General features: G+C 63.9%; 17 protein-coding genes. 5 read left to right on the top strand and 12 right to left on the bottom strand.

Annotated elements, in window-relative coordinates:
- The first annotated feature begins 23 nt into the window (after positions 1-23).
- Genes BCY88_RS36215 through BCY88_RS36205 form a run of 3 tightly spaced genes read left to right on the top strand, consistent with a single transcriptional unit; the run spans position 24 to position 5193 of the window.
- Positions 24-3527 (top strand): hypothetical protein, encoded by a 3504-nt coding sequence (locus tag BCY88_RS36215; RefSeq protein ID WP_120348876.1) that lies wholly within the window; start codon positions 24-26, stop codon positions 3525-3527.
- A gap of 9 nt (positions 3528-3536) precedes the next feature.
- A complete protein-coding gene (locus tag BCY88_RS36210; RefSeq protein ID WP_120348875.1) occupies positions 3537-4442 on the top strand; it encodes an aminoglycoside phosphotransferase family protein in 906 nt (301 codons plus the stop codon).
- Between the two features lie 4 nt (positions 4443-4446).
- Complete coding sequence (locus tag BCY88_RS36205; protein ID WP_120348874.1) at positions 4447-5193, top strand: class I SAM-dependent methyltransferase; 747 nt, start codon at positions 4447-4449, stop codon at positions 5191-5193.
- Between the two features lie 44 nt (positions 5194-5237).
- On the opposite strand, the gene BCY88_RS36200 is transcribed toward BCY88_RS36205, so the two are convergent.
- Positions 5238-6338: an aromatic ring-hydroxylating dioxygenase subunit alpha gene (locus tag BCY88_RS36200; protein WP_120348873.1), complete on the bottom strand. Its 1101-nt coding sequence runs from the start codon at positions 6336-6338 to the stop codon at positions 5238-5240.
- A gap of 623 nt (positions 6339-6961) precedes the next feature.
- On the opposite strand from BCY88_RS36200, the gene BCY88_RS36195 reads away from it, so the two are divergent.
- Positions 6962-7993 (top strand): response regulator transcription factor, encoded by a 1032-nt coding sequence (locus BCY88_RS36195; protein ID WP_120348872.1) that lies wholly within the window; start codon positions 6962-6964, stop codon positions 7991-7993.
- On the opposite strand, the gene sctC is transcribed toward BCY88_RS36195, so the two are convergent.
- The 11 genes from sctC to BCY88_RS36140 form a co-directional block, all read right to left on the bottom strand.
- Positions 7980-9824, bottom strand: a complete 1845-nt coding sequence (gene sctC / locus BCY88_RS36190; RefSeq protein ID WP_120348871.1) for a type III secretion system outer membrane ring subunit SctC — start codon at positions 9822-9824, stop codon at positions 7980-7982. The genes BCY88_RS36195 and sctC overlap by 14 nt on opposite strands.
- Before the next feature lie 66 nt (positions 9825-9890).
- Positions 9891-11345 carry a helix-turn-helix transcriptional regulator gene (locus tag BCY88_RS36185; protein WP_120348870.1) on the bottom strand — a complete coding sequence of 485 codons (1455 nt, stop codon included), beginning with the start codon at positions 11343-11345 and terminating at the stop codon, positions 9891-9893.
- Positions 11346-11634: 289 nt separating this feature from the next.
- Positions 11635-12450: a type III secretion system export apparatus subunit SctT gene (sctT, locus tag BCY88_RS36180; protein WP_120348869.1), complete on the bottom strand. Its 816-nt coding sequence runs from the start codon at positions 12448-12450 to the stop codon at positions 11635-11637.
- A gap of 19 nt (positions 12451-12469) precedes the next feature.
- Positions 12470-12982, bottom strand: coding sequence for a type III secretion protein (locus BCY88_RS36175; protein ID WP_120349012.1), 513 nt, complete (start codon positions 12980-12982; stop codon positions 12470-12472).
- Between the two features lie 11 nt (positions 12983-12993).
- Positions 12994-14373 (bottom strand): type III secretion system ATPase SctN, encoded by a 1380-nt coding sequence (gene sctN / locus BCY88_RS36170; RefSeq protein WP_120348868.1) that lies wholly within the window; start codon positions 14371-14373, stop codon positions 12994-12996.
- Positions 14374-14391: 18 nt separating this feature from the next.
- The gene (sctL, locus tag BCY88_RS36165) at positions 14392-15174 is read right to left on the bottom strand and encodes a type III secretion system stator protein SctL (protein ID WP_120348867.1); all 783 of its coding nucleotides are present in this window, start codon (positions 15172-15174) and stop codon (positions 14392-14394) included.
- Positions 15159-15872: a type III secretion protein HrpB4 gene (locus BCY88_RS36160; protein WP_120348866.1), complete on the bottom strand. Its 714-nt coding sequence runs from the start codon at positions 15870-15872 to the stop codon at positions 15159-15161. Before BCY88_RS36160 ends, sctL begins: the two co-directional genes overlap by 16 nt.
- The gene (gene sctJ, locus BCY88_RS36155) at positions 15872-16666 is read right to left on the bottom strand and encodes a type III secretion system inner membrane ring lipoprotein SctJ (protein ID WP_120349011.1); all 795 of its coding nucleotides are present in this window, start codon (positions 16664-16666) and stop codon (positions 15872-15874) included. Before sctJ ends, BCY88_RS36160 begins: the two co-directional genes overlap by 1 nt.
- A 36-nt stretch (positions 16667-16702) precedes the next feature.
- Positions 16703-17092 carry a type III secretion protein HrpB2 gene (locus BCY88_RS36150; RefSeq protein ID WP_120348865.1) on the bottom strand — a complete coding sequence of 130 codons (390 nt, stop codon included), beginning with the start codon at positions 17090-17092 and terminating at the stop codon, positions 16703-16705.
- A 29-nt stretch (positions 17093-17121) separates the two neighbouring features.
- Positions 17122-17712 (bottom strand): HrpB1 family type III secretion system apparatus protein, encoded by a 591-nt coding sequence (locus BCY88_RS36145; RefSeq protein WP_120348864.1) that lies wholly within the window; start codon positions 17710-17712, stop codon positions 17122-17124.
- A gap of 88 nt (positions 17713-17800) precedes the next feature.
- Positions 17801-17983, bottom strand: coding sequence for a hypothetical protein (locus tag BCY88_RS36140; RefSeq protein ID WP_120348863.1), 183 nt, complete (start codon positions 17981-17983; stop codon positions 17801-17803).
- Between the two features lie 163 nt (positions 17984-18146).
- Here BCY88_RS36140 and sctU point away from each other — a divergent pair, with 163 nt between their 5' ends.
- Positions 18147-19235, top strand: coding sequence for a type III secretion system export apparatus subunit SctU (gene sctU, locus BCY88_RS36135; RefSeq protein ID WP_120348862.1), 1089 nt, complete (start codon positions 18147-18149; stop codon positions 19233-19235).
- Positions 19236-19261: the final 26 nt, after the last annotated feature.

Below are 19261 nucleotides of genomic sequence, written 5' to 3'. Positions count from 1 at the left end.
TGCTGCATGTTCCGGAGAAGCCGATGAACTTTCGTCCCATGTCATGGCTAAGCACACTGTTGCCGGGCAGCAGCGCGCATGCGTCAAACCCGCCCGGCCCTCAGGCTTCGCCACCCGCATCGACGCCACAGACCGGAGCCGCGCCCGACACACCGCTTGGCGGACTCGCGCAGGCCGCGGACAAAGCCAGACACAACCCCGTCACACGACTCTTTCGCACCAGCACGACAACGCTCACCAAGCTCGAATCGACCAAGGTCTCGGGAGGCGGACTGACGAATCCCCTTGCCGATGCCTCGCTGCCTCGCCCACCCCGCAGAACGCCGCTTCCCGAACCTTCGCCGCCGGCGCGCAATGAAGTGCGCATGGGTCCGCAGGGTGGCTTGCTCGGCAGCAGTTCGGTCGAGCGCGCGAGCGCGCATCTGGTCACCGGCGGCGCGGCAAGCCGGGGCGTGCCAGTGCCGAAGTTCATGAGTCCGCGGGCGATCAAATCGTTTCTGACCCGCACGCGGCAGCGTAAGTTGAGCGCTGAAGCACGCGTGTGGGCCGACGATCTCGACACGCGTTTCGAAACCCCGACGCTCGCGGTCAGCGCGCTCTTCCCTCCACCTGAGGGCAACGGCCCGCAGGCGCTGGCCGATCATGGACAAGCGTTGAACGCGCTGCTCGACGGTCTGACATTGCGCCGGCCGCGACCCGCACAAGCCGATCCCGCGCTGCCGGCCATGGTCGAACGCCTGCCCCGCGATTGCACGATGCCGCTCGCGAACGCCCTCGCGCAGGCAAGCGGCGGCGACGCACGAAGCGCAGCGCAGATCCTTGCGCGCTTGCAGGAACCGCTTGATATCGAAGACTCGCGCACCCGTGCGCCGAACGAAACCATCGAAGAGAAAGCATGGCAATGCGCGCAGGATCTCGCCCACACGCGCTGTGCGGCGCTCGACGCGCTATTGCGTCTGCAGTACGGCGCGGCGCAAGCCGATTGCGAACGCGGCAACGGCAAGGCGGCGCGGCTGGTGGTCTATCTGCAGGCCGGCCATAAGCTGCGTACGCTGGAGAAGAACCTGGGCGCGACACCCGCGGCGCTCAATCCGGACCGCACGCGCGACCGCTTGCTCGGCGACCCGCGCGCCCGGCAAGCAACGCTCGCGCTGACAGCCGCCCGGCAACTGCCCGACGCATCCACCGGCACGCATGACATCGGCGCCTGTTCACCGGAACAGATCACGGCCTACAGGACGTGGCAATGGGGCTTCGATGAAAGCGGCCGCGGTTCGCCGCTCGACAAAGCCTCGCACCTGCTTTACGAGGGCGGCACGAAATGGGTCGAGCTGGGTGCCAAACGGCAGGCGCTGAAAGATCGTGCAATGGGCTCGATCGACGGGGCCCCTCCCGCACAGCGCATGGCCCGCACCAAAGCGCGCGTGGCGCTCGCCGCACACGATGTCCCGCGCGCCTTCAGCAAGCAGCGCACGCCCTACCGGACGACCCCGAATATGCTCGGCGCGGACGCGCCCTTCTTCGACACCTTGCGCGGCCAGTACGACACCGCTCTTGTCGACGTACGCACCGGGTTGCTGGAATACAGCCGGCAGCAGATGCCACACGCGGCGAATCCGGCCACGCTGATGACCATGGCGCTCAATGTCGGCCGCCTCGAAACCTGGCACGCGGCCCGCCCCGACATCCCGGCCAATGCCGCCCCGCGCGAACTGCAGAAACGCCGCCCTGAATCGTTCGGCGTCAGCCGGCGCGAAGCGCAGCGGATGTGGCAGAACGCACGTGCCAGCGTTGAAAGCATGCGCACGGGAACCAACGCTGGGTTGATCCAGCAGACGCTGGACCTGTTCGACAACCGGACGCAGCGTGACGCCTTCGTCAAGGAGATGACCCAGGGCGCCGCCAGCGACGATGCGAAAACCGGTTTCACGCTCGCCGCCCTCGAACGCTGGACGATCGCAAGCGGCATGAAGCAGGACGACCCGGCACGCGCCGAACAGTTGCGCGAAAAGATCGACGCGGCACGCGAACTGACCACCCAACCAGGCATCGCACCGCTCGAACGCATCTCGACAGAAAATCTGCGCGACCAGCAGCACGAGTTGATGGAGCAAAACATCCTCGGCACGATCTACACGTCTTATGACGGTGGCATGCTAGGGCTCGACGCGAACCTTTGGGCCAATCTGCCGGCCAAGGTCAGGCTGACGTCGGTAGGGCCGATCCTCGCGGCCATGGGCGGCCGTGACGCGGTTTACGCAGTCGGTACTGCGTATGACGGCGGCCAGATGCAATTTGGCACACGCAACCGGCTGAACACATCGCTTGGGGCACAGGGGTTTCTCGGCATCGGCGGCGAGATTGGCAAGGTGAAAGGCATCGCCGGCGCGGTGGCCTCCGCCTCCGTCAACGGCGCGGTCTCGCGTGAAGACACGGTTGTGCTGCGCGCGCACCGCGCCTCGGCAACGCGCCTTGGCCACACGCCTGATCCCAATCAGTGGCGCGACGACAGCAGCGAAATGGTCGACGCGTACTGGGATGCGATCGAACAATCGGCATCGCCGGAAAGCTTCATGCAAAAGCTCGCGGAATTCACGGCGCACAATCCGCGCATCTCGCTGTCTTCACAGACCTACGGTGCAACCACTGTCACCGCCACCCCAACCGCCGGCGCCGCGGTACGCGCGAACGTCGACGATAGTCCCGATGCGCCGAATCGCGTCGGCATCTACGTCAACGCGGGTTTGAACACGACGTTGTTCGCGGGCGGCAATCGCACCGAAGCGGGCGAGTTCACCAACGTCGTCGATTCGACCATCTTCCAGAACACCGTCACCGCGGGCGCCGGCGCGCAATTCGCGCCGCGCCTGATCCATAACGGCGATGGAAAGGGCGACGTGAAATCCGTCAGCGCGGCGAGCAAGACACTCGCGGCGGCGTCGGCGGAGTTCGCGCGCCTCGGGCGTTCCGGCTTTGTTTATCTGACCCGCGACAATCGCGGCTTCGTGCCCGAATTCATGCTGCGCGACGTGATGTACCGCAACCCGGACGACTGGGGCCATGCGATCCGCGCCAATCCCGCCTGGGTAGACGGCGTGGGGCCGCAGCGGCTGGAACAGGTGATCGGGGAGGTCCAGGATGAATCATCCGGCGAATTCGCATTTGGCGAGCGCTGGATCATCAAGGAAGAGCGCGTGCCCAAACTGAACCATTATCTGACGCTCAGCAGTCAGTTAAACGAACAACGCAGCAACGCCCCGAGCCGACGCGAGCGTGCCGCCATCGACGCGAAACTGCGTGCGCTGGAAACGAAGATGCAGGACGAACTGAACGACCCGCACGCATGGCGGCCACTCGGCCTGTACGGGCTGCGGGAGACGGCGCGCAGCAGTTCGCAGGGCTGGAAGTATGGCGTGCGCGCCTCGCACGAACAGACGCAAAGCGGCATCGGACTGACAATGTGGGAACCGGTCACGCCGCGCCCGGCGCTCACACCGGGCACCACGGCGCCGGGTAGCGGCGTCTAGAGGCGGCCCGTGGGGGAAACGCTCACCAGGCCGAGCTTCGAACTCACTGCGCAGACAACACCGCTTGGCGTCGGCCGCACGTCTGAGGTGTTCGAATGGTCGCCGGGTTGGGTCGTGAAGCTGTTTCGCTCGGGTTATCCGTTGCGGCAGATCGAACTGGAAGCCAGTCTCGTCGATTGTATATGCCGCGCAACCTGCGAGAATCCGGCATTCCGTGTGCCGTCCTCAGGTGGAATCGTCGCGGTCTCGGGACGCCACGGATTACTCTACCGGCGCGCCATGGGACAACTCATTGTCACTGCGATGCGCGAGACCGGATGTCGTGCTCCTCTCGCACGCTGCGGTGAGCAACTGGCCGACCTTCATTTCGCAATGCATCGTATCCAGGCTGGCGCTCACACAGGGCTGTCCGGCCTGCCGCCCCAGCACGCGAAATTGCGCTGGTCGATCGAGGCGGCGCCGGACCTGCCGCGTCAGCTTCGCGCCGCGGCGCTGCAAGCGCTTGCCGCGCTGATAACGCTCGAGGCACGCGATGCGGCTGATATGTGCCTTTGCCATGGCGATTTCCATCCCGCGAATGTGCTCGTCTGCCGTGACGGAACCGTCTCGCTGATTGACTGGCTGTCCGCGGAACGCGGCAGCGCGATCGGCGACCTGGCGAAAACATCGGTTCTCCTACTTTTTGGCCGCACGTCGGAAACACACGTGATATCACCGCGTGAAGAGGGGGCACGCCGGCAGGTTCACGACACGTACGTGAAGCGCTATTTCGAGCTTGCCTGTTTGCCCGACGGGCCCGCACGTCTCGCACGCTGGCTCCCGCTGGCTGCCATGGCCCGTCTGAGCGAAGGCGTCGGCAACGCCGAGCGGGCAGCATTGTTGCCGCTATCAGAAAAACTGCTCAAGGAGGAATAACACCATGTCCGCGACCGACACTCACCATCAACCGGCCGATGCGCCACCGCAGCGCGAGCGCAATACACATGCAAACATCCATACCGTGAGGCCTTGCGCGGACCCGCACGCAGCGTACTACGCAGCGCGTGCGCCGGAATATGACGTCTCCGTCGGCTATGGCACGCCCCTCGTGGAGCGGCATCTCGCTGCGCTGCAGGCTCGCCTTCAGGCTGAGCTCAAAGACCACGACGCGCTCGAAGTTGCGTGCGGGACCGGTTACTGGACAAACGTCGTCGCGGCAACAGCGCGTTCGGTACGGGCGACGGATCGCGACGCGGCCTCGCTTGCGCTTGCACAACCAAGAATGGCGTTGAGCAACCACGTTCAATGCCAGCCTGCCGACGCGTATTCCCTCGAAGGCGTGTCGGGCCTCTTCAGCGCGGCCTTCGCGCTGTTCTGGTGGTCACATATGCCGAAGTCGAAAATTCCAGCCTTCCTGAGCACACTGCACGGCAAACTGGCGCCTGGTGCACGGGTCATCTTCGCCGACCAACTGCCGTACGAATGGCACGGCAAACGGCGTTTCAACGACGAAGGCGATCTACTCGAGGAGCGAAGTTTGCTCGACGGCACCCGGTTCGAGATCGTCAAGAATTTTCCAACCGAAGCCGAACTCGCCGGTCTGCTGGCGGGTATCGCCGAGCAGGCAGTTTATTCGACTGACACCAATGGGCGCTGGTGGATGATCAGCTACCGGACTGCTTCATGAGCCTCACCGGCAGGCCTGGCTCATGCGCTGACTCTTAATCCGACTCACAGGCCCGACACCTCGCCAACACGATCGGCGGCGCGCTGCTGCACGCCCGGCGCTGCCGCATTGAGGTACGCGAGGTCGTCGGCAATCAACCGCTCCATAATGCGTCTTGCGCGAACCGCACCCGCATCGATCGGCAACAGCGCCGGGCGCAGCGACCAGAAATCGCGCTCGCCGATGGCCCGTTGTTGCGCTTCCAGCATCGGCAGATCCTCGTCACGGAATGGCTTCATCAACCCTTCTACCGAGAACTGAACGAGCGCCTCGCCCTCCGCGCCCATCTCGCGCGGCAATCCGAAGGCGAAGAAATAATGGGTACTGTTGGCCGTTTCGGGCGTCAACCAGTGGGCGGACATTCCGACGCGCGTCATTTCCGGCGGTGCCCCCGCTTCGCGCACGCTGACCGTGATCGTCAGCAGACCGGGCGGTTGCCAGCGCACGTCCAGGTCGCGATCCGCCGCCTTGCCATCCGCTACGCCAAACGCCTGCCCGACAAACGGCTGCAGTATTTCCCCCCGCATGCTGCGGCGCACCCATACCGTGTCGCCCTCGCTTGCCGATTGCACCGTGCCGCGCGCCATCATGTCGCTGCCGAGTGTATCCGGATGCAGGTACTGGAAATGACTGAGGTCCAGCAGATTGTCGGCACTCAACTGATAGTTCGCCCGCGTCAATAGATACCCGTCGCAGGTGAAATTGCGTAGCGGGTCGAGGAACTCGAAATCGGGCAGCGGCACCGTCTCGGCTTCGCGGGCCTCGCCAAGCCAGATCCAGATCGCGCCGTAACGCTCGCGGGTGGGATAGCGCCGCACTACCGCCCCGGCGGGCACACGTCCATCGCCGTGTGGATTGAGTACACAGGTGCCCGCCGCGCCGAAACGCAGACCGTGGTAGGGACATTCGAGCGCACCACCGATCAGGCGCCCGCGCGAAAGCGGCGCGAAGCGGTGCGGGCAACGATCGTCGAGCGCGACCACTGCACCGCTCGCCTCGCGGTAGAGCACGACCGTGCGGTCGAGCAACGTGCGCGCAAATGGCGCGTCTGCGGTGATCTCGCGGCTGAATGCAGCGACATACCAGGCGCTGGATAAAAACGGCATTGGATGGGCTCCCTGGCAGATATCTGCGCAGCGTGATGGGTAACCTCCGTGCTGGCAGCTTGCAGATTCGATCCTAAGCAAGCGGCACAACCACACGCTCAACAATCCTCACGAATGCCGCATTCGTAAATTTTTCCCAAATAGCAATACGGATGCAATACGCGGCATACGGATTACCGGTTCAATGCGGTCTGATGTTTTGAAAAACGAACTTGCAGGAAGCAATGAATATTCAAACAGCAAACAAAAGCTCAATTAGCTTAATTTTTACTTTCATTTTCGAAAGATTTGTCATTGCAGGCCCGGCAGGACGGGCGATTTCCCCCTACCCGGTCGAATCGACCGTAAGGTTTGGAAAAGGCGAAAGAAATACTCAAGCCATATCAGTGAGCTAATTCCCCGCTAACTGACGATAAGTTGTTCACAAAATGCGATGCCCAGTTCGTCTACGAATAACCGGAAATTAGCCTGGTGACACTTTGCAATTTAAATGAAACAAACCGTTACACCCTTGATTCATCTGTAGCTCTACTGTCCGATCATTCGCAACGAACTCCCCATCGCCAGGCTGTTGTTCCCGTCGCGTACGAGTCCGTCGCGCGCCAGGACCATTCGGAGGAAAAATGAAACTCGCAGTAATGACCCGAAGCGGGGCGCTTTTCAGGTTGATCTGTCAGTGTTTCGAAGCCGACGGAGCAACCTGCAGTCAGTTTGACGATGACGTTGCGCTTGCGCGTTCGGTATATCGCGAAGAGTACAGCGCGATCCTCATCGACGCCGACACGGGTGTCAATCCACTGCGCCCGGTGTTAGCCCGGCGCGCCTGCTATGCCGACCGCCGCGCACCGCTGATCGTGGTCGGCGCCCGCGACGACCGTACGCAGATCACGCATCTGTTCGATGCCGGTGCCGATGACGTTGTGCTCTCGCCGATCGACTCGCGCGAACTGGTGTTGCGCGTCCATCTCGCGTTGCGGCGTTTCCAGCCGCTTCAGGCCGCCGACGCCGACGACCGGCTCGAATGCGGTGCCTACCGGCTCGAGCGCCGCACTTGTGAGGTGCTTGTCGAGGGCGAGCCGGTCCGGCTGACGTCGCGCGAATTCGCGATTGCGTGGCTGCTGTTTTCCCGCCCTGGCGAGTACGTGAGCCGGCGTCAGATTGCAGGCGCGGTTTGGAGCAGTTCCGAGGACATCGTGGGACGCACGCTGGAACAACACATCTACAAACTGCGCAAGAAACTCGATCTCAACGGCGCACATGGGGTTTATCTGCGGACCATGTACGCACACGGCTATCGCATCGAAGCGCTTGCCGTGCCCGCCGATCTCGCCGAGCAGGGACGGGTTGCGCTTGCCTCGCCGTCAGGCGCCGTGAGCGAAAGCGTAGACACCGCCGCTTGCATCGAAGCACAGTCTCACGCCCTTTCCGTGCTGGCGGCGCTTGCGCAGCGAACCGTACCGGCCAACCGCGACGAAGCGAAGGCGTGTGTGCTGCACGAAACACCGCATGCGGAAATCCATCCACCGGATAGCGCGGCCGCACGCAACGCGCCGCCCTGGTCCAACCCCGCCCGCGAAGCGACCTTTGCAGGCTGCGCCGCCACTACACCCACGGCGCGCCCCTTGCCCCTCACTAACGCATTCAGAACTCGATGATGCGCGGCGACAGCAGAAACAGACGCTCCATGTGGCTGCGCTCGTCGTCGCGATAGCGAAACAGCGCGCCGACCAGCGGAATCTTCGACAACACCGGCACGCCGGTTTCACCATTGGTCGTACTGTCGACGCGGTAGCCCGCAATCAGCAGGCTCTCGCCCTGCCCCACGAACGACTCGGTATTGATCGTGCTCGTGGTGATGATCGGGATGTTGTCGACCTGCTGGTTGGTCACGGAACCATCTTCGATATGCACATTGAGCTTGATTTGCGTCGCGCCGTTTTCGTCGACCACAAGCGGCAGCACGCGCAGCGAGACGCCGGTGGAAACGCTGTAAAGATCAGCCGACGTGTAGCCTGACACCCGCACGAAAAAACGGGTCTTCTGGTCCATCACGGCTTCGACATTGTTCAGGGTCGCGACCTTCGGACTCGCGTCGATCTTCGCAAGATTGGTCTGCTGTAATGCGTTCACGCGTGCGAGCAGGTAACGCCCGGCATTGCCGAGGACCGCGGTCAACGACGCGCCCGCGGGTGTCGTATTGATGACCGTGGAACCGTCGGCCAGGGTCGAGGTGCCGAAGATCGGATCGATGTTGCCGTTGTAGCCATTCTGCTGCGTATTGCCGTTACCTGTCTGGAAGTCCACATGGCTGTTATGAGCGCGCCAGTCGACCCCGATCTGCTTGAGCGCGTTGTCGTCGATCTCGATGATGTGCGCTTCAATTTCGATCAGCTTCGGCTTCACATCGAGTTGATCGATCAGTGTCTGATATTGCGCGAGGCGTTGCGGCAAATCGCGAATCAGTACCGAGTTCGTACGTGGGTCGGCCTCGATCACCGGCAACGACTGCGAGCCGCCGCCGGGCGCCGAGGCAAAGTCGCCCCCGCCGCCCGAGTTGCTCGAGCCACTCATGCTGCCGCCGTAACCCGGCAAGGTCGGCATGCCCGAGGCCGCGGCGCCGCCCGCCCCCATGCCGTTCAGCAAGCCGCCGAGGCCAGGCCCCGTGGAGCCGCCCGCGCCCATCATCCCGGCCGGCAATGGCGGCGGCGTGGCACCGTTCTGAAGTCCGCCGCCATTCATGCCGCCGGTCACATCCTGCATCGGTTGCAGACGGCGCATGGTCGGCACGATCGCATTGCGCTGGCCGCCGTTGCTACTGCTGCCGCTCTTGTCCTGCGGGTGATACATGCCCGCCAGCACATTGGCAACGCCGGGCACCGTCACTGAGTTGCCATCTATCTCGACGTTGTGGTCGGCCGCCCACGCGTGATGCAGCGAAAACACGCGCACCTCCGAGCCGGTACGCTGCCCGGCATTGTCGTCGAGCCGGCGCGCGACCTCCGCCACCAGTTGCACATACGGCACAGGCCCGCTGACGAGCGCCGTGCCCTGGCTCGCGTCGTACATGATCGGGAAACGCGGATTCGCGACGTGCAACTGGTCGAGCGCGGCGCGCAAGTCGGCCGTGCTCGCATAATCGAGTTTGACGACCTGACGCGTCACGGTATTGACGTCGCTGATCGACAGCACGTTGCCGTCATAGAACCAGACGAAACCGAAGGTCGATGCGAGGGTGTCGAGAAAGCGCTGCGGCGACATATCGAACTGCCCCGTCACCGTGCCGTGCACGTCGTCCGAAATGGTGGCCGGCACCCCTTGGCCCGCGGTGAAATCGCGCAGGACGTCCTTGAGGTCCTTGCCTTCCGCCGAAATGTGGACCATTGAACCGCGCCAGTGAATCGTCGCCGCGTCGGCAACATGGCCGCCCGTCGCGATTGCCAGAGACGCCGCCAGCAAGGCGGCGCAGATGAGCCGTTTCTTGTTCATCGAGGGATCCACGATTATTGTAGGTTGGTCGCCGCAACCGGCGCCGCCGGCGCGAAAACTCCGGGCTTATCGCCCCAGCGTTTCTGACGGCGCTTCGTGAAACTGCTTGCGATAGCCGCTGACGAGCGTCGAACGGTTTTGCACGCCCCATTTGTTGGCCGCGCACAGCACGCTGCGATCGCTCGTGAACGAGTCCTGCAGCAGTTCGGCGCGGATGCGTTCCATGCGTTGCCGCCGGATCAGCTCGGTCGGCGACAGGCCAAGGAAGTTCTTGAATGCGCTTTGCAACGCGCGCTCCGTCACCCCCACTTCCGCCGCCACCTCACGCACCGAGAGGTCGTGGCGATCGAGGTTCTCCTGCAGGTAACGGTAGGCGCGCCGGTACTTCGCCGGCAAACGCGCGCCCACGTCGTCGAGTTGCGCCGCGTGCCGCGCCGCCCGGTTCGCGAACGGCGCGATGGCCGGTGCATCGTCGCGCAGGCATTGCGTCGTAATCAAGGCGTAGCGGCTGTACAGCTGCATCGATTCGAGCGTGCGCCCCTGCACCTGGCGCACCTTGGCGACGCAGTACAGATACTCGAGTTGACGGTGCCCCGTCGAGGCCGCGTAGTCAGTACGATGCAGCGGCTCCAGCATGGCTTCCGCGAGCTGCGGAGCATCCGACGCGAGCGCCGCAAGAACAATCTCGAAGCGCGTCGTGCGCAGGTACTCGTGCAGCCCCGCGTTCTGGGCCCAGGTCAGATGCAGGCCAATGTCGCTCATCGCATCGCGCTCACCCTTCATCAGCGCACGCAGTTGCTGCAGATATCCGATCCGCTCCCGCAGCAACGGTATCTGTACGCGCAACGCCTCGGTCTCCTGACGATCGGCTGCCACGCTGGCGTCGCCACTGCCGGCTACGCGCTCGTCGGTCATGCCCGATTGCCAGTACACGTGATCGCTTAGCAGCACGGAAGAACGCAGTTCGCGTTGAACGGCGACATCGAAGCGCAGTGTCGCGAGAACATCGCGCCATGCCGCCGAGCCGCCCTCGTCAGGTGACGCGGCCATTGCGGCGAGTTCGTCGAGCGCGTCGAATGCATCGCGCGACTGCCCCAGTTCATACAGCGCGCAGGCAATGCCGAAGCGCGCTTCGAGCCGCTGCACCGGTTCGATGCCGGTCTCGTCGACAACGCGCGCAAAGCACGACAACGACGTCGCAAAACGATGACGAAACAATGCCTGCCAGCCGACGTTGCGGCACGAAGCGGCACGAATCGCCTCACGCGGCGAGCGAATCGCTTTCTGCGCGCGGCGATACTGCTCCTCTGCTTCGTCACCAATACCAAGTGTCATTTGCATGTCGGCATAGAGCTGCAGGAGCCATGGCACATCGGTACGCTGATGGACCTCTTCGGTCCAGCGGTTTGCCTGAGTGCGAGCCGCGTTGAGATTGCCTTCCAGCAGTTTGTCGAGAAATCCTTCCGGCAGGCGCCGCACGCTGAGCGCCGCGGCGAGTGGAAAATAAAGCGTCAGAAACATTGTTCGACTCCTCGTAGATGCGTGCATACCGGTGAATCCCGGCATGACTGCATGACATGCGGTACTGATGCCTGGACAGGAATCCACAGATGCAGCGACGTGAATGACAATGTGATCGGCGACCGCGTTGCCCCAATGTATAGAAATGGGTCACGCGAATTTTCAACAAATCTGACCGCGCTTGAGGATTTGAGAGCTGTTGAGATTTGCGCGAGCGTTGGCCCTTGTCTGTGAAGGCCCGGCACGTATTGGATTAATGTTTTGTGTCGGACATCCTACGAAAAATAGGCTATTTCTTCATCTCGTCGGCGATGGAGCGCAATTGTTCGCCAAGGCTCGTCAATACCAGTTGGTCTTTGACCTGATCGACAAAAACCCCTACAAACAAGGCCAGAATCAACACGGTCAACGCGCCCTTGACAGGCTGGGCCAAGGTCACGAGATCGAGTTTTTGCGCAGATTTCGCGCCGAAGCCGAAAGCAAGGTCCACTAGCAGCAGAACGAACATCATCGGCGCCGCGAGTTTTGCCGTGGTCTGCATCAGCGTGTCGGTCTGCGTCAGTACGAAGCTCTCGAGCACGTTCGCCGCCACCGGCGTCGTCGACGTCAGAGGCCACCAGTGATACGACTCGTAGAGCACGCCGAGCAGAAACGTCATGCCCCCGAAGGTCCAGAAGGCGACGCTCGCCACTTGCGAAAGCAGCGTCGCGGTGGGCGTCGACTGATCCTGGCGCAGTGGATTCGTGATCTGCACGTTGTTGTATCCGGTCAGATCGTCGACATAGGTGCCCGCCGCTTCCGCCACCCAGAACACGGTGGAGGCGGCAAAGCCCAGCACCAGCCCAATAACGCCTTCACGCAGACCGATTTCGATCAGCGTGACGCCCGTCAGCGAAGTGACGAGCGACGCGGGTTGTCCATAGGCGATGAACGAACTGAACAGCAACACAATGCCGTTGCGCACGACACCCTGGAGAATGCCGTCGGCCGTGGGCGGAAAAATGTACAGCATCACAAAGAGCCGCACCGAACAGACGGCCAGCACCATCAGGTAGTCCATCAGTGTGGTGCCGAATTGCGGGAGCGTCGTTAGGGCTTCGTTCATCCTTGGCCTGGGTGTCGTGTCATACGGTGGAGCGCGCGTTGAACCGCATGCGGGCGAGCGCGGCCTCTTCGGCCTCTTCGTCGGCGGCGTCGCTCGCGGTGTCGGCCACGCTCCGCCTGATCTCCACGACGCGCTGCGTGCAGATGTCGATCCGGCCGCGGTTGTTCGCGATCGCGCGCAAGGTCGCGGCGACCTCGAGCGACCTGGCCTCCACGGCCTGCTCGAGCGCAACGAGCTCGGCTTCCAGGACGCGCAGCCGGTCCGCGACGATCTCCGCGTGGCGCATGCTGGCGTTCATCTCTGCCAGCGCGAAAGCCTTGCCGCCGCTCATCAGTTGGGCGATACGTTCATGGCACGCCAGCAGGAGATCGCGCTCACGCTGTACCGCGGCAAGCTTGTCGTCACGCTGCGCTTCGACGCGCGCGTGCGCTTCACGCTGGGTCGCCAAGGTCGCCCGCAGGCCCTTCTCGAGCCGCACGCGGCGCTCGGTCGTGCGGCGCAGCGCGGCAATGCGCCGGTCGGCAACGCTCATCCCCATCTGCGTCACCCGCTCGCAAGCGTGAAGAGTTGCGCCTCGGTATCCTCAGGCGCCGCGAATTCGTCCGTCGCCTGCGAGAAAAATGCCCGGATCGCGTCGATCTTGCCGATGGCTTCATCCGCGAGCAGATTGCCGCCGGGTTTGTACTCGCCAATCTGCAGCAACATTTCGACCTCGCGGTGGCTGGCCAGCAACTCACGCACCCGCGCCGCCGCCTGTACGTAGTCGCGCGACATCACCTGCGGCATGACGCGCGAGAGGCTCGCCAGCACATCGATGGCCGGGTACTGGTTCTTCGCGGCGATCTCGCGCGACAGAATCATGTGGCCGTCGAGAATGCCGCGCACCTCTTCGGCAATCGGGTCGCTGCCTGAATCGTCTTCCGCCAGCACCGTGTAGAGCGCAGTGATCGAACCGGTCGCGCCCATGCCGGCTCGTTCCAGCAAACGCGGCAACTCGGCAAAGATCGACGGCGGAAAGCCGCGCCGCGCAGGCGGCTCCCCGGCCGCGAGTCCAATCTCGCGCTGCGCACGGGCAAAGCGGGTCAGCGAATCCATCATCAGGAGCACGCGGCGTCCCTGATCGCGGAAATGCTCGGCAATCGCGGTGGCCACGTACGCGGCTTTCGCACGTTCGATCGACGAGCGGTCCGAGGTCGCGCACACCACGATCGAGCGCTCCATGCCCTCGGGTCCGAGAATCAGCTCGACGAACTCGCGCACTTCCCGGCCGCGCTCGCCGATCAGCGCGATCACCGTCACGTCGCATTGCGCGCCGCGCGCGAACATGCCGAGCAAGGTGCTCTTGCCGACTCCGGCGGGCGCGAAAATACCCATGCGCTGCCCCTCGGCGAGAGTCATCATGCCGTCCACGACGCGCACGCCGGTCGCCAGCGGCGCGTCGATCATCTGGCGGCTCATCGGATCAGGCGGACTCGCGAAGATCGGCCGCTCATCCTCGGCGTCGATCGGCCCCAGCCCGTCGATCGGCTGGCCCAGGCTGTCGATCACGCGCCCTAACAACGCGTCGCCGACGCGCACCGAGAGCGGCCGTCCGAGTCCGATGACCTGGGTGGATCGCGAGATATCGGCGAGCCGTGAGAACGGCGACAGCAACGCGACGTCGCGCGTAAAGCCGATCACCTCGGCATGCTGCAATAGCGCGCCGCTCGCCGAGCGCAACTCGCAAAGTTCGCCCAGCGTCACATCGAGTCCGGCGACTTTCACCAGCGTGCCGATCACCTCGAGCACCTTGCCGCTGCGGGCAATATTGCGGGTCGAGAGAATCTCCTGCTCAATCGCGTCGGTCAAACGCTCGACGTCGAGCAGCCGCCGCGCGCGCGTGCCATCGAGCCGTTCATCGGGACCAGGGCGTGGTGAATTCATCGTGCGGGGCCGCTGCCGTTAGCGGGCGCCATCGGCGTCGGCGGGTTCATCGTCGAACGCAGAGGCATCGGGATCGTCGTGGGACTCGCTCGCCGATAGTTTGAGTGCGCGTGCCACCGCGGAACGCATCGCGCGCAGTTGGGTCGCAAGGCTCGCGTCGATGGCGCCGAAATCGGATTCGCAAATGCAGCTGCCCGCCTCCAACCGCTTGTCCGCCACCACCGAAAGCGGGAACGGACGGCCCAGTTCACGCCAGCGTGCCGATAAGCGCTCGAAGGCGACGCAGGCCTTGTCGTAGTCGCCCGGACTGACGGCGACCCTCAGATAGGTTGCCCCTTCGACGATCCTGTCCACCGTTGCCAACGCCCGCTCGAACAGCAGATCCGATTCCTGCACATTGACGATCTGTTCGACCGCGACGGTAACGATCTCGGCGAGGCGTTCGCGCATTCTCATCTGCGTGTGCCGCTGCTCGGCACCCGCATCCGCGAGCCGTTCGACCCAGTTCGCCAGGGCCTGTTGTTCGCCGTCACGGTAACCGTGGTCGGCCGCGGCCTCGTACTCGCGACGCGCCGCCGCGAGAATCTCCTGCGCCTCGTGACGGGCCGCATCGACGATCGCCGCTGCTTCGTCGCGGGCCTGGGCGAGCACCGCTTCGCAATCCGCCGCGAGTTGCGCATACGCTTCGTCGATCTCCAGCAGCGCGCCGAAGGTGGCGCGCGGAATCACGTCCGAATGCGCCCCGACGCGCGCACTGGCCGCATCCGGTATCTCCCGATCCGATCTCAACCAAATAACCATGCCCACTCCGGAAGCAGTTCCGGCAGGCGCGCGACGAGCTGTGCCGTGCCGCCCGCGTCGAGTTCGCGACCGCCGTCATCGAGCCAGGGCGACGCCGGAAGATCGCGTGGCAATACGAGACGCAGCAACGCAAACGGCGCGGCGATGCTGCGTGCGTCGCGTGTCATCAATGCGTAGCCTTCGTACGCGAGCGTGTCGGCGTCGAGACGGTCCAATGCGGGCAGCAGGCCGCGCGCGGTCAGCCGTGCGATATCGGGTGCGTTTGCCGTACCGGACGTGCCGCCGGTGAGCTTGTCGAGCGGCACACCCACGCATTCCGACAATTGCATGCGGTTACGTTTGTCGATCAGACGCCGCACATCGGCACGGCGTAAGGCAAGCGAGCGCATCCGCAGCACCCGCAGCCCCCACTGCGGCGGCAAGGCGTCGAGCACCGCCAGGTTAGGCGCGCGCAATGCGTCGAAGGATGGCGCCTGCACGCCGAGTGTGCGCAGCAGCGCGAGCGAACACGCTTCAACCTGCGCACGGGCCGCCGACGCCAGCGCGGCACGCAAACCTTCAAGCGCGCCGGCTTCTACACCCAACGCGCCGGCAAGCCATGACGGATGGGCCCAGCACACCGCTTCACGGGCATTGCGCTCGTACGCGGCAAACGCGGCCGCCGTCCGCGCAAAGGGAAACGCAGTCGAGGCGGCCATCAGGCGGAGGTTGTCGGCTTGACGCGCCGCAGCCGTGCGAGCAGCGCGTTAAGCCGCGCACCCAGGCCGCTCACGGTGAAGTTCGCCGGCACGCCACGCTTCATCCATACGAAGAGAGCCGCCGCGCACACGAGGAACACCAACGCTGCCGCAACGATCATCTGTAGCGGCGACGACTGTGCCTGCGGCAAACGCGACAGGTCTACCGGGTCGGCCGGCACCGCGGTGACGCTAACCGCGTCGTAAGTGAGCCCCTCGACGCTGTGCATCACGAGGGTCTTGATCTGCGGCACGAGTGTGCTCGCATCGGAGTCGGGCCGGTACTTGATGAAGACGGACGCCGACGACGGCTTGATCTGCTGCGCCAGCGGATCGTTGTTCGGCAACACGATCTGGACCCGCGCGACGATCACGCCGTCGATTTTCGACAACGTCGACGACAGCTCCTGAGACAAACCGTAGATGAAGCGCACGCGCTCCTCGGTCGGCGTCGACACGAGGCCGTCCTTCTTGAAGAGGCTGCCGAGGTCGTCATACTTGCTGTGCGGCAGACCGCGCGCGCGCAGCACTTCCATGGCGCGGACCATCTGGCTCTGGTCGACGTCGAGCGCCCAGGTCTTGCCGTCGTCCGAACTCGCTTTCGTCGCATTGACGCCCTGCTCCAGCAGCGCGACGACCATCTCGTTGACGTCCTGCTCCGACAGGTTGCCGTAGAGCTCCTTCTGGCATCCGGCCAGCGCCACGCACAGCACGAGCATCGTGCACACCGCGCCGCGCCGCGTCCAGCGCCGCATCGCGCTCACCGTATCGAGATTGGTTGCGGACATGCGCTATTGATTCTTCATCAGGGTTTCGAGCGACGATTTCGACGAATCGACGACACTCATCTTCGCTTCCATGTCGAGCTGCGTGCTCGCCAGTTCGAGCGTCACCTTCATCGTCGCGGCTGTCATCTCCTGCATCGACATGCCCTCGGCGTGATCGGACAGCTTGACCACGTCGTCGACGGAGCGCTGCAACTCCGCGTCCTGCGAGGCGACCAGCTTCGAGACCACATTCGTGCCGTCGTTCTGGCCGTGCGACGGCGACTCCATGCGCGGATGCTGCATCAGCGATTTGAACTTGTCGCCGAGTTGCTGCATGGAGGGATCCGCGGCGGACTGCGCCGCGCTCTTCTCAAGTGCAGCCGCGATCTGCTTTGACGTGACGGACACGCTCATGACCGGTCTCCCGCGATACGAGCCGTGGCTCAGATACGCAGATAGTGATGCTGGGGAATCGCCTCTGCCGTCGCCGCGGCGGGCTTTGCGCTTACTCTCGCGGCTTCGTCGCCGCTCTCGTCGCCCTCGTCGCTTTCTTCGCTGAGTGTCGCGATCGACATCGGCACCTCGAACTTGCCGCCGCTTCGATAGGTGCGCACCGCCGCGCGCAGATCGTCGCGCGCTTCAAGCGCACGCACCAGCCTGCGGGTATTGCGATCGGGATTGTCTTCCATGGCCTCGCCCGCGCTGCGCCGCCAGTTCGGATCGCCCTTGGCCGACAGACAGAATGCCAGCAGCGCCTTGGCGTAGGCGAAGCGCGGCGCGTCGGCAATGACCCGGTGGAAAACCTGAATCGCGTCGTCCCAATTGCCGCGCTGCATATGCAGGACGGCGTCGACCGTTTCCAGTTCCGCCATCTTGGGGCGCAGCACCCGCAGCGCATCGAGCACGAGTTCGATATCGTAAGGATCGACTTCAAGCACCGGGAAATTGTTGAGCAGCACGGCGGAAACCGTTTCGATCAGGCCGCTGACGATGTCCTGACTGCAGTTCAGATAGTTCGTCGAAGTAACACTCATGGCGCAGAGCCCCCGCAAGGTGAATGCCGACCGATTACACAAGACCGATGCATCGCGGTGCGCTCGCGCCCTGTCTCACGGACGCCGCTCACGCCGACACCTCGATCTGTCGATATGCGGAAGATACCGAGAGGGGCGTCACCGCTGCGGAGGTGACGCGAAGCAAACGCAACCTGTGCGAAGCACGCTCGCCTGCGCCGTACAGGCGGCGCTTGACCGCATAGGCCGTGCCTGCCGGCGTCACATCGGCGCCGGCAGGCACGCCGCGCACTGTCTATCCAGCGCTTCGCTTGCGACGCAGTCGCTTCGCGTCCGGCGCACGCATTGCGCAAACGCGCCGATATGATCGTTTGTCGAGGTAGACCGGGCATCGCGCCTAGAAGCGCGCACCGGCATCCGCCCCAGGCCCCTCCGCCCGTTCACCGAGATGTCCGATGAGTGAAGAAAAGACCGAACAGCCCACCGAGAAGCGGCTCCGGGACGCGCGCAAGGAAGGCCAGGTATCGAAGAGCACGGACCTGACCGATGCCGTCACGATGTCCGCGGTGATCGGCGTGCTGCTTCTCGCCTCGGGCACCTTCGCGGGCGCGTTTCGCGCGATCATGGTTACCGCGCTGGGTTTCGTCTCCGGCGATCACTCACTGCCCAATCTGTTCGGCAAGCTATACAGCCTCGGTGGCCAGGGCTTGCTGGTGGTGGTGCCATGTGTCCTCATCGGCGCAGTGGCGGCGATGGCCATCCTGGTCCCTCAGGTCGGCTTCAAGGTCGCCACCAAACCGGTGGTGCCCAATCCGATGAATGCCAGTCCGATCAACGGCTTCAAGCGGATTTTCTCGTGGCGCACGGTGATCGAACTGATCAAGATGATCATCAAGGCGGTCATCATCGGCGTCGTCATGTGGTGGACGATCAGATGGATGCTGCCGCTCATTGTCGGCTCGCTGTATCAGCCGCTGCCGCAGTTATCAAAGATGTTCTGGGACCTGATTCTCAAACTGTGTTCGATCGCGGCTGCGGTGTTCGTCGTGATCGGCAGCGCCGACGTCAAGCTTCAGCACGTCATGTTCATCCGCAAGATGCGCATGTCGAAAGACGAGGTCAAGCGCGAGCACAAGCAGCAGGAAGGCGATCCGAAGATCAAGGGGGAGCGCAAACGGCTCGCGCGCGAGTTCGCGAGTTCCGCCGCGCCCCAGCAGCGGGTCGGCTTTGCGAACGCGCTCATCGTCAACCCGACGCACTACGCGGTAGCGATCCGCTATGCGCCCGGCGAGCACCCGCTGCCGCTCGTGACAGCCAAAGGGATGGATGAGAGCGCCGCGCAATTGCGCCGCTTCGCACAGCAGGCAAACGTGCCGATCATCGGCAATCCGCCGGTTGCGCGAGCGCTCTACAAAGTCGGCATCGACGAACCGATTCCCGAGGAACTCTTTGAAACGGTTGCCGCGATCCTGCGTTGGGTCGAGGCGATCGGCGCGAAAAAACAGTCCGCATCCGGTGAAGATGCGGCCTCCTCGCTGCACTGACGTCACGCAATACCGAGAGGTTCGAG

This window comes from Paraburkholderia fungorum (assembly GCF_003610895.1).
Classification (GTDB): domain Bacteria; phylum Pseudomonadota; class Gammaproteobacteria; order Burkholderiales; family Burkholderiaceae; genus Paraburkholderia; species Paraburkholderia fungorum_B.
This window is presented reverse-complemented; position numbering and strand designations above follow the sequence as displayed.

Bases quoted from the DNA above. Each gene is read 5' to 3' on its own strand.
- BCY88_RS36150 (WP_120348865.1), bottom strand. From the start codon at position 17,092: ATGAGCGTGTCCGTCACGTCAAAGCAGATCGCGGCTGCACTTGAGAAG.
- BCY88_RS36145 (WP_120348864.1), bottom strand. From the start codon at position 17,712: ATGAGTGTTACTTCGACGAACTATCTGAACTGCAGTCAGGACATCGTC.
- sctU (WP_120348862.1), top strand. From the start codon at position 18,147: ATGAGTGAAGAAAAGACCGAACAGCCCACCGAGAAGCGGCTCCGGGAC.
- BCY88_RS36185 (WP_120348870.1), bottom strand. From the start codon at position 11,345: ATGTTTCTGACGCTTTATTTTCCACTCGCCGCGGCGCTCAGCGTGCGG.
- BCY88_RS36200 (WP_120348873.1), bottom strand. From the start codon at position 6,338: ATGCCGTTTTTATCCAGCGCCTGGTATGTCGCTGCATTCAGCCGCGAG.
- BCY88_RS36215 (WP_120348876.1), top strand. From the start codon at position 24: ATGAACTTTCGTCCCATGTCATGGCTAAGCACACTGTTGCCGGGCAGC.
- BCY88_RS36175 (WP_120349012.1), bottom strand. From the start codon at position 12,982: ATGAGCGTTGCCGACCGGCGCATTGCCGCGCTGCGCCGCACGACCGAG.
- sctT (WP_120348869.1), bottom strand. From the start codon at position 12,450: ATGAACGAAGCCCTAACGACGCTCCCGCAATTCGGCACCACACTGATG.
- sctL (WP_120348867.1), bottom strand. From the start codon at position 15,174: ATGGTTATTTGGTTGAGATCGGATCGGGAGATACCGGATGCGGCCAGT.
- sctC (WP_120348871.1), bottom strand. From the start codon at position 9,824: ATGAACAAGAAACGGCTCATCTGCGCCGCCTTGCTGGCGGCGTCTCTG.
- BCY88_RS36160 (WP_120348866.1), bottom strand. From the start codon at position 15,872: ATGGCCGCCTCGACTGCGTTTCCCTTTGCGCGGACGGCGGCCGCGTTT.
- sctN (WP_120348868.1), bottom strand. From the start codon at position 14,373: ATGAATTCACCACGCCCTGGTCCCGATGAACGGCTCGATGGCACGCGC.
- BCY88_RS36195 (WP_120348872.1), top strand. From the start codon at position 6,962: ATGAAACTCGCAGTAATGACCCGAAGCGGGGCGCTTTTCAGGTTGATC.
- sctJ (WP_120349011.1), bottom strand. From the start codon at position 16,666: ATGCGGCGCTGGACGCGGCGCGGCGCGGTGTGCACGATGCTCGTGCTG.
- BCY88_RS36205 (WP_120348874.1), top strand. From the start codon at position 4,447: ATGTCCGCGACCGACACTCACCATCAACCGGCCGATGCGCCACCGCAG.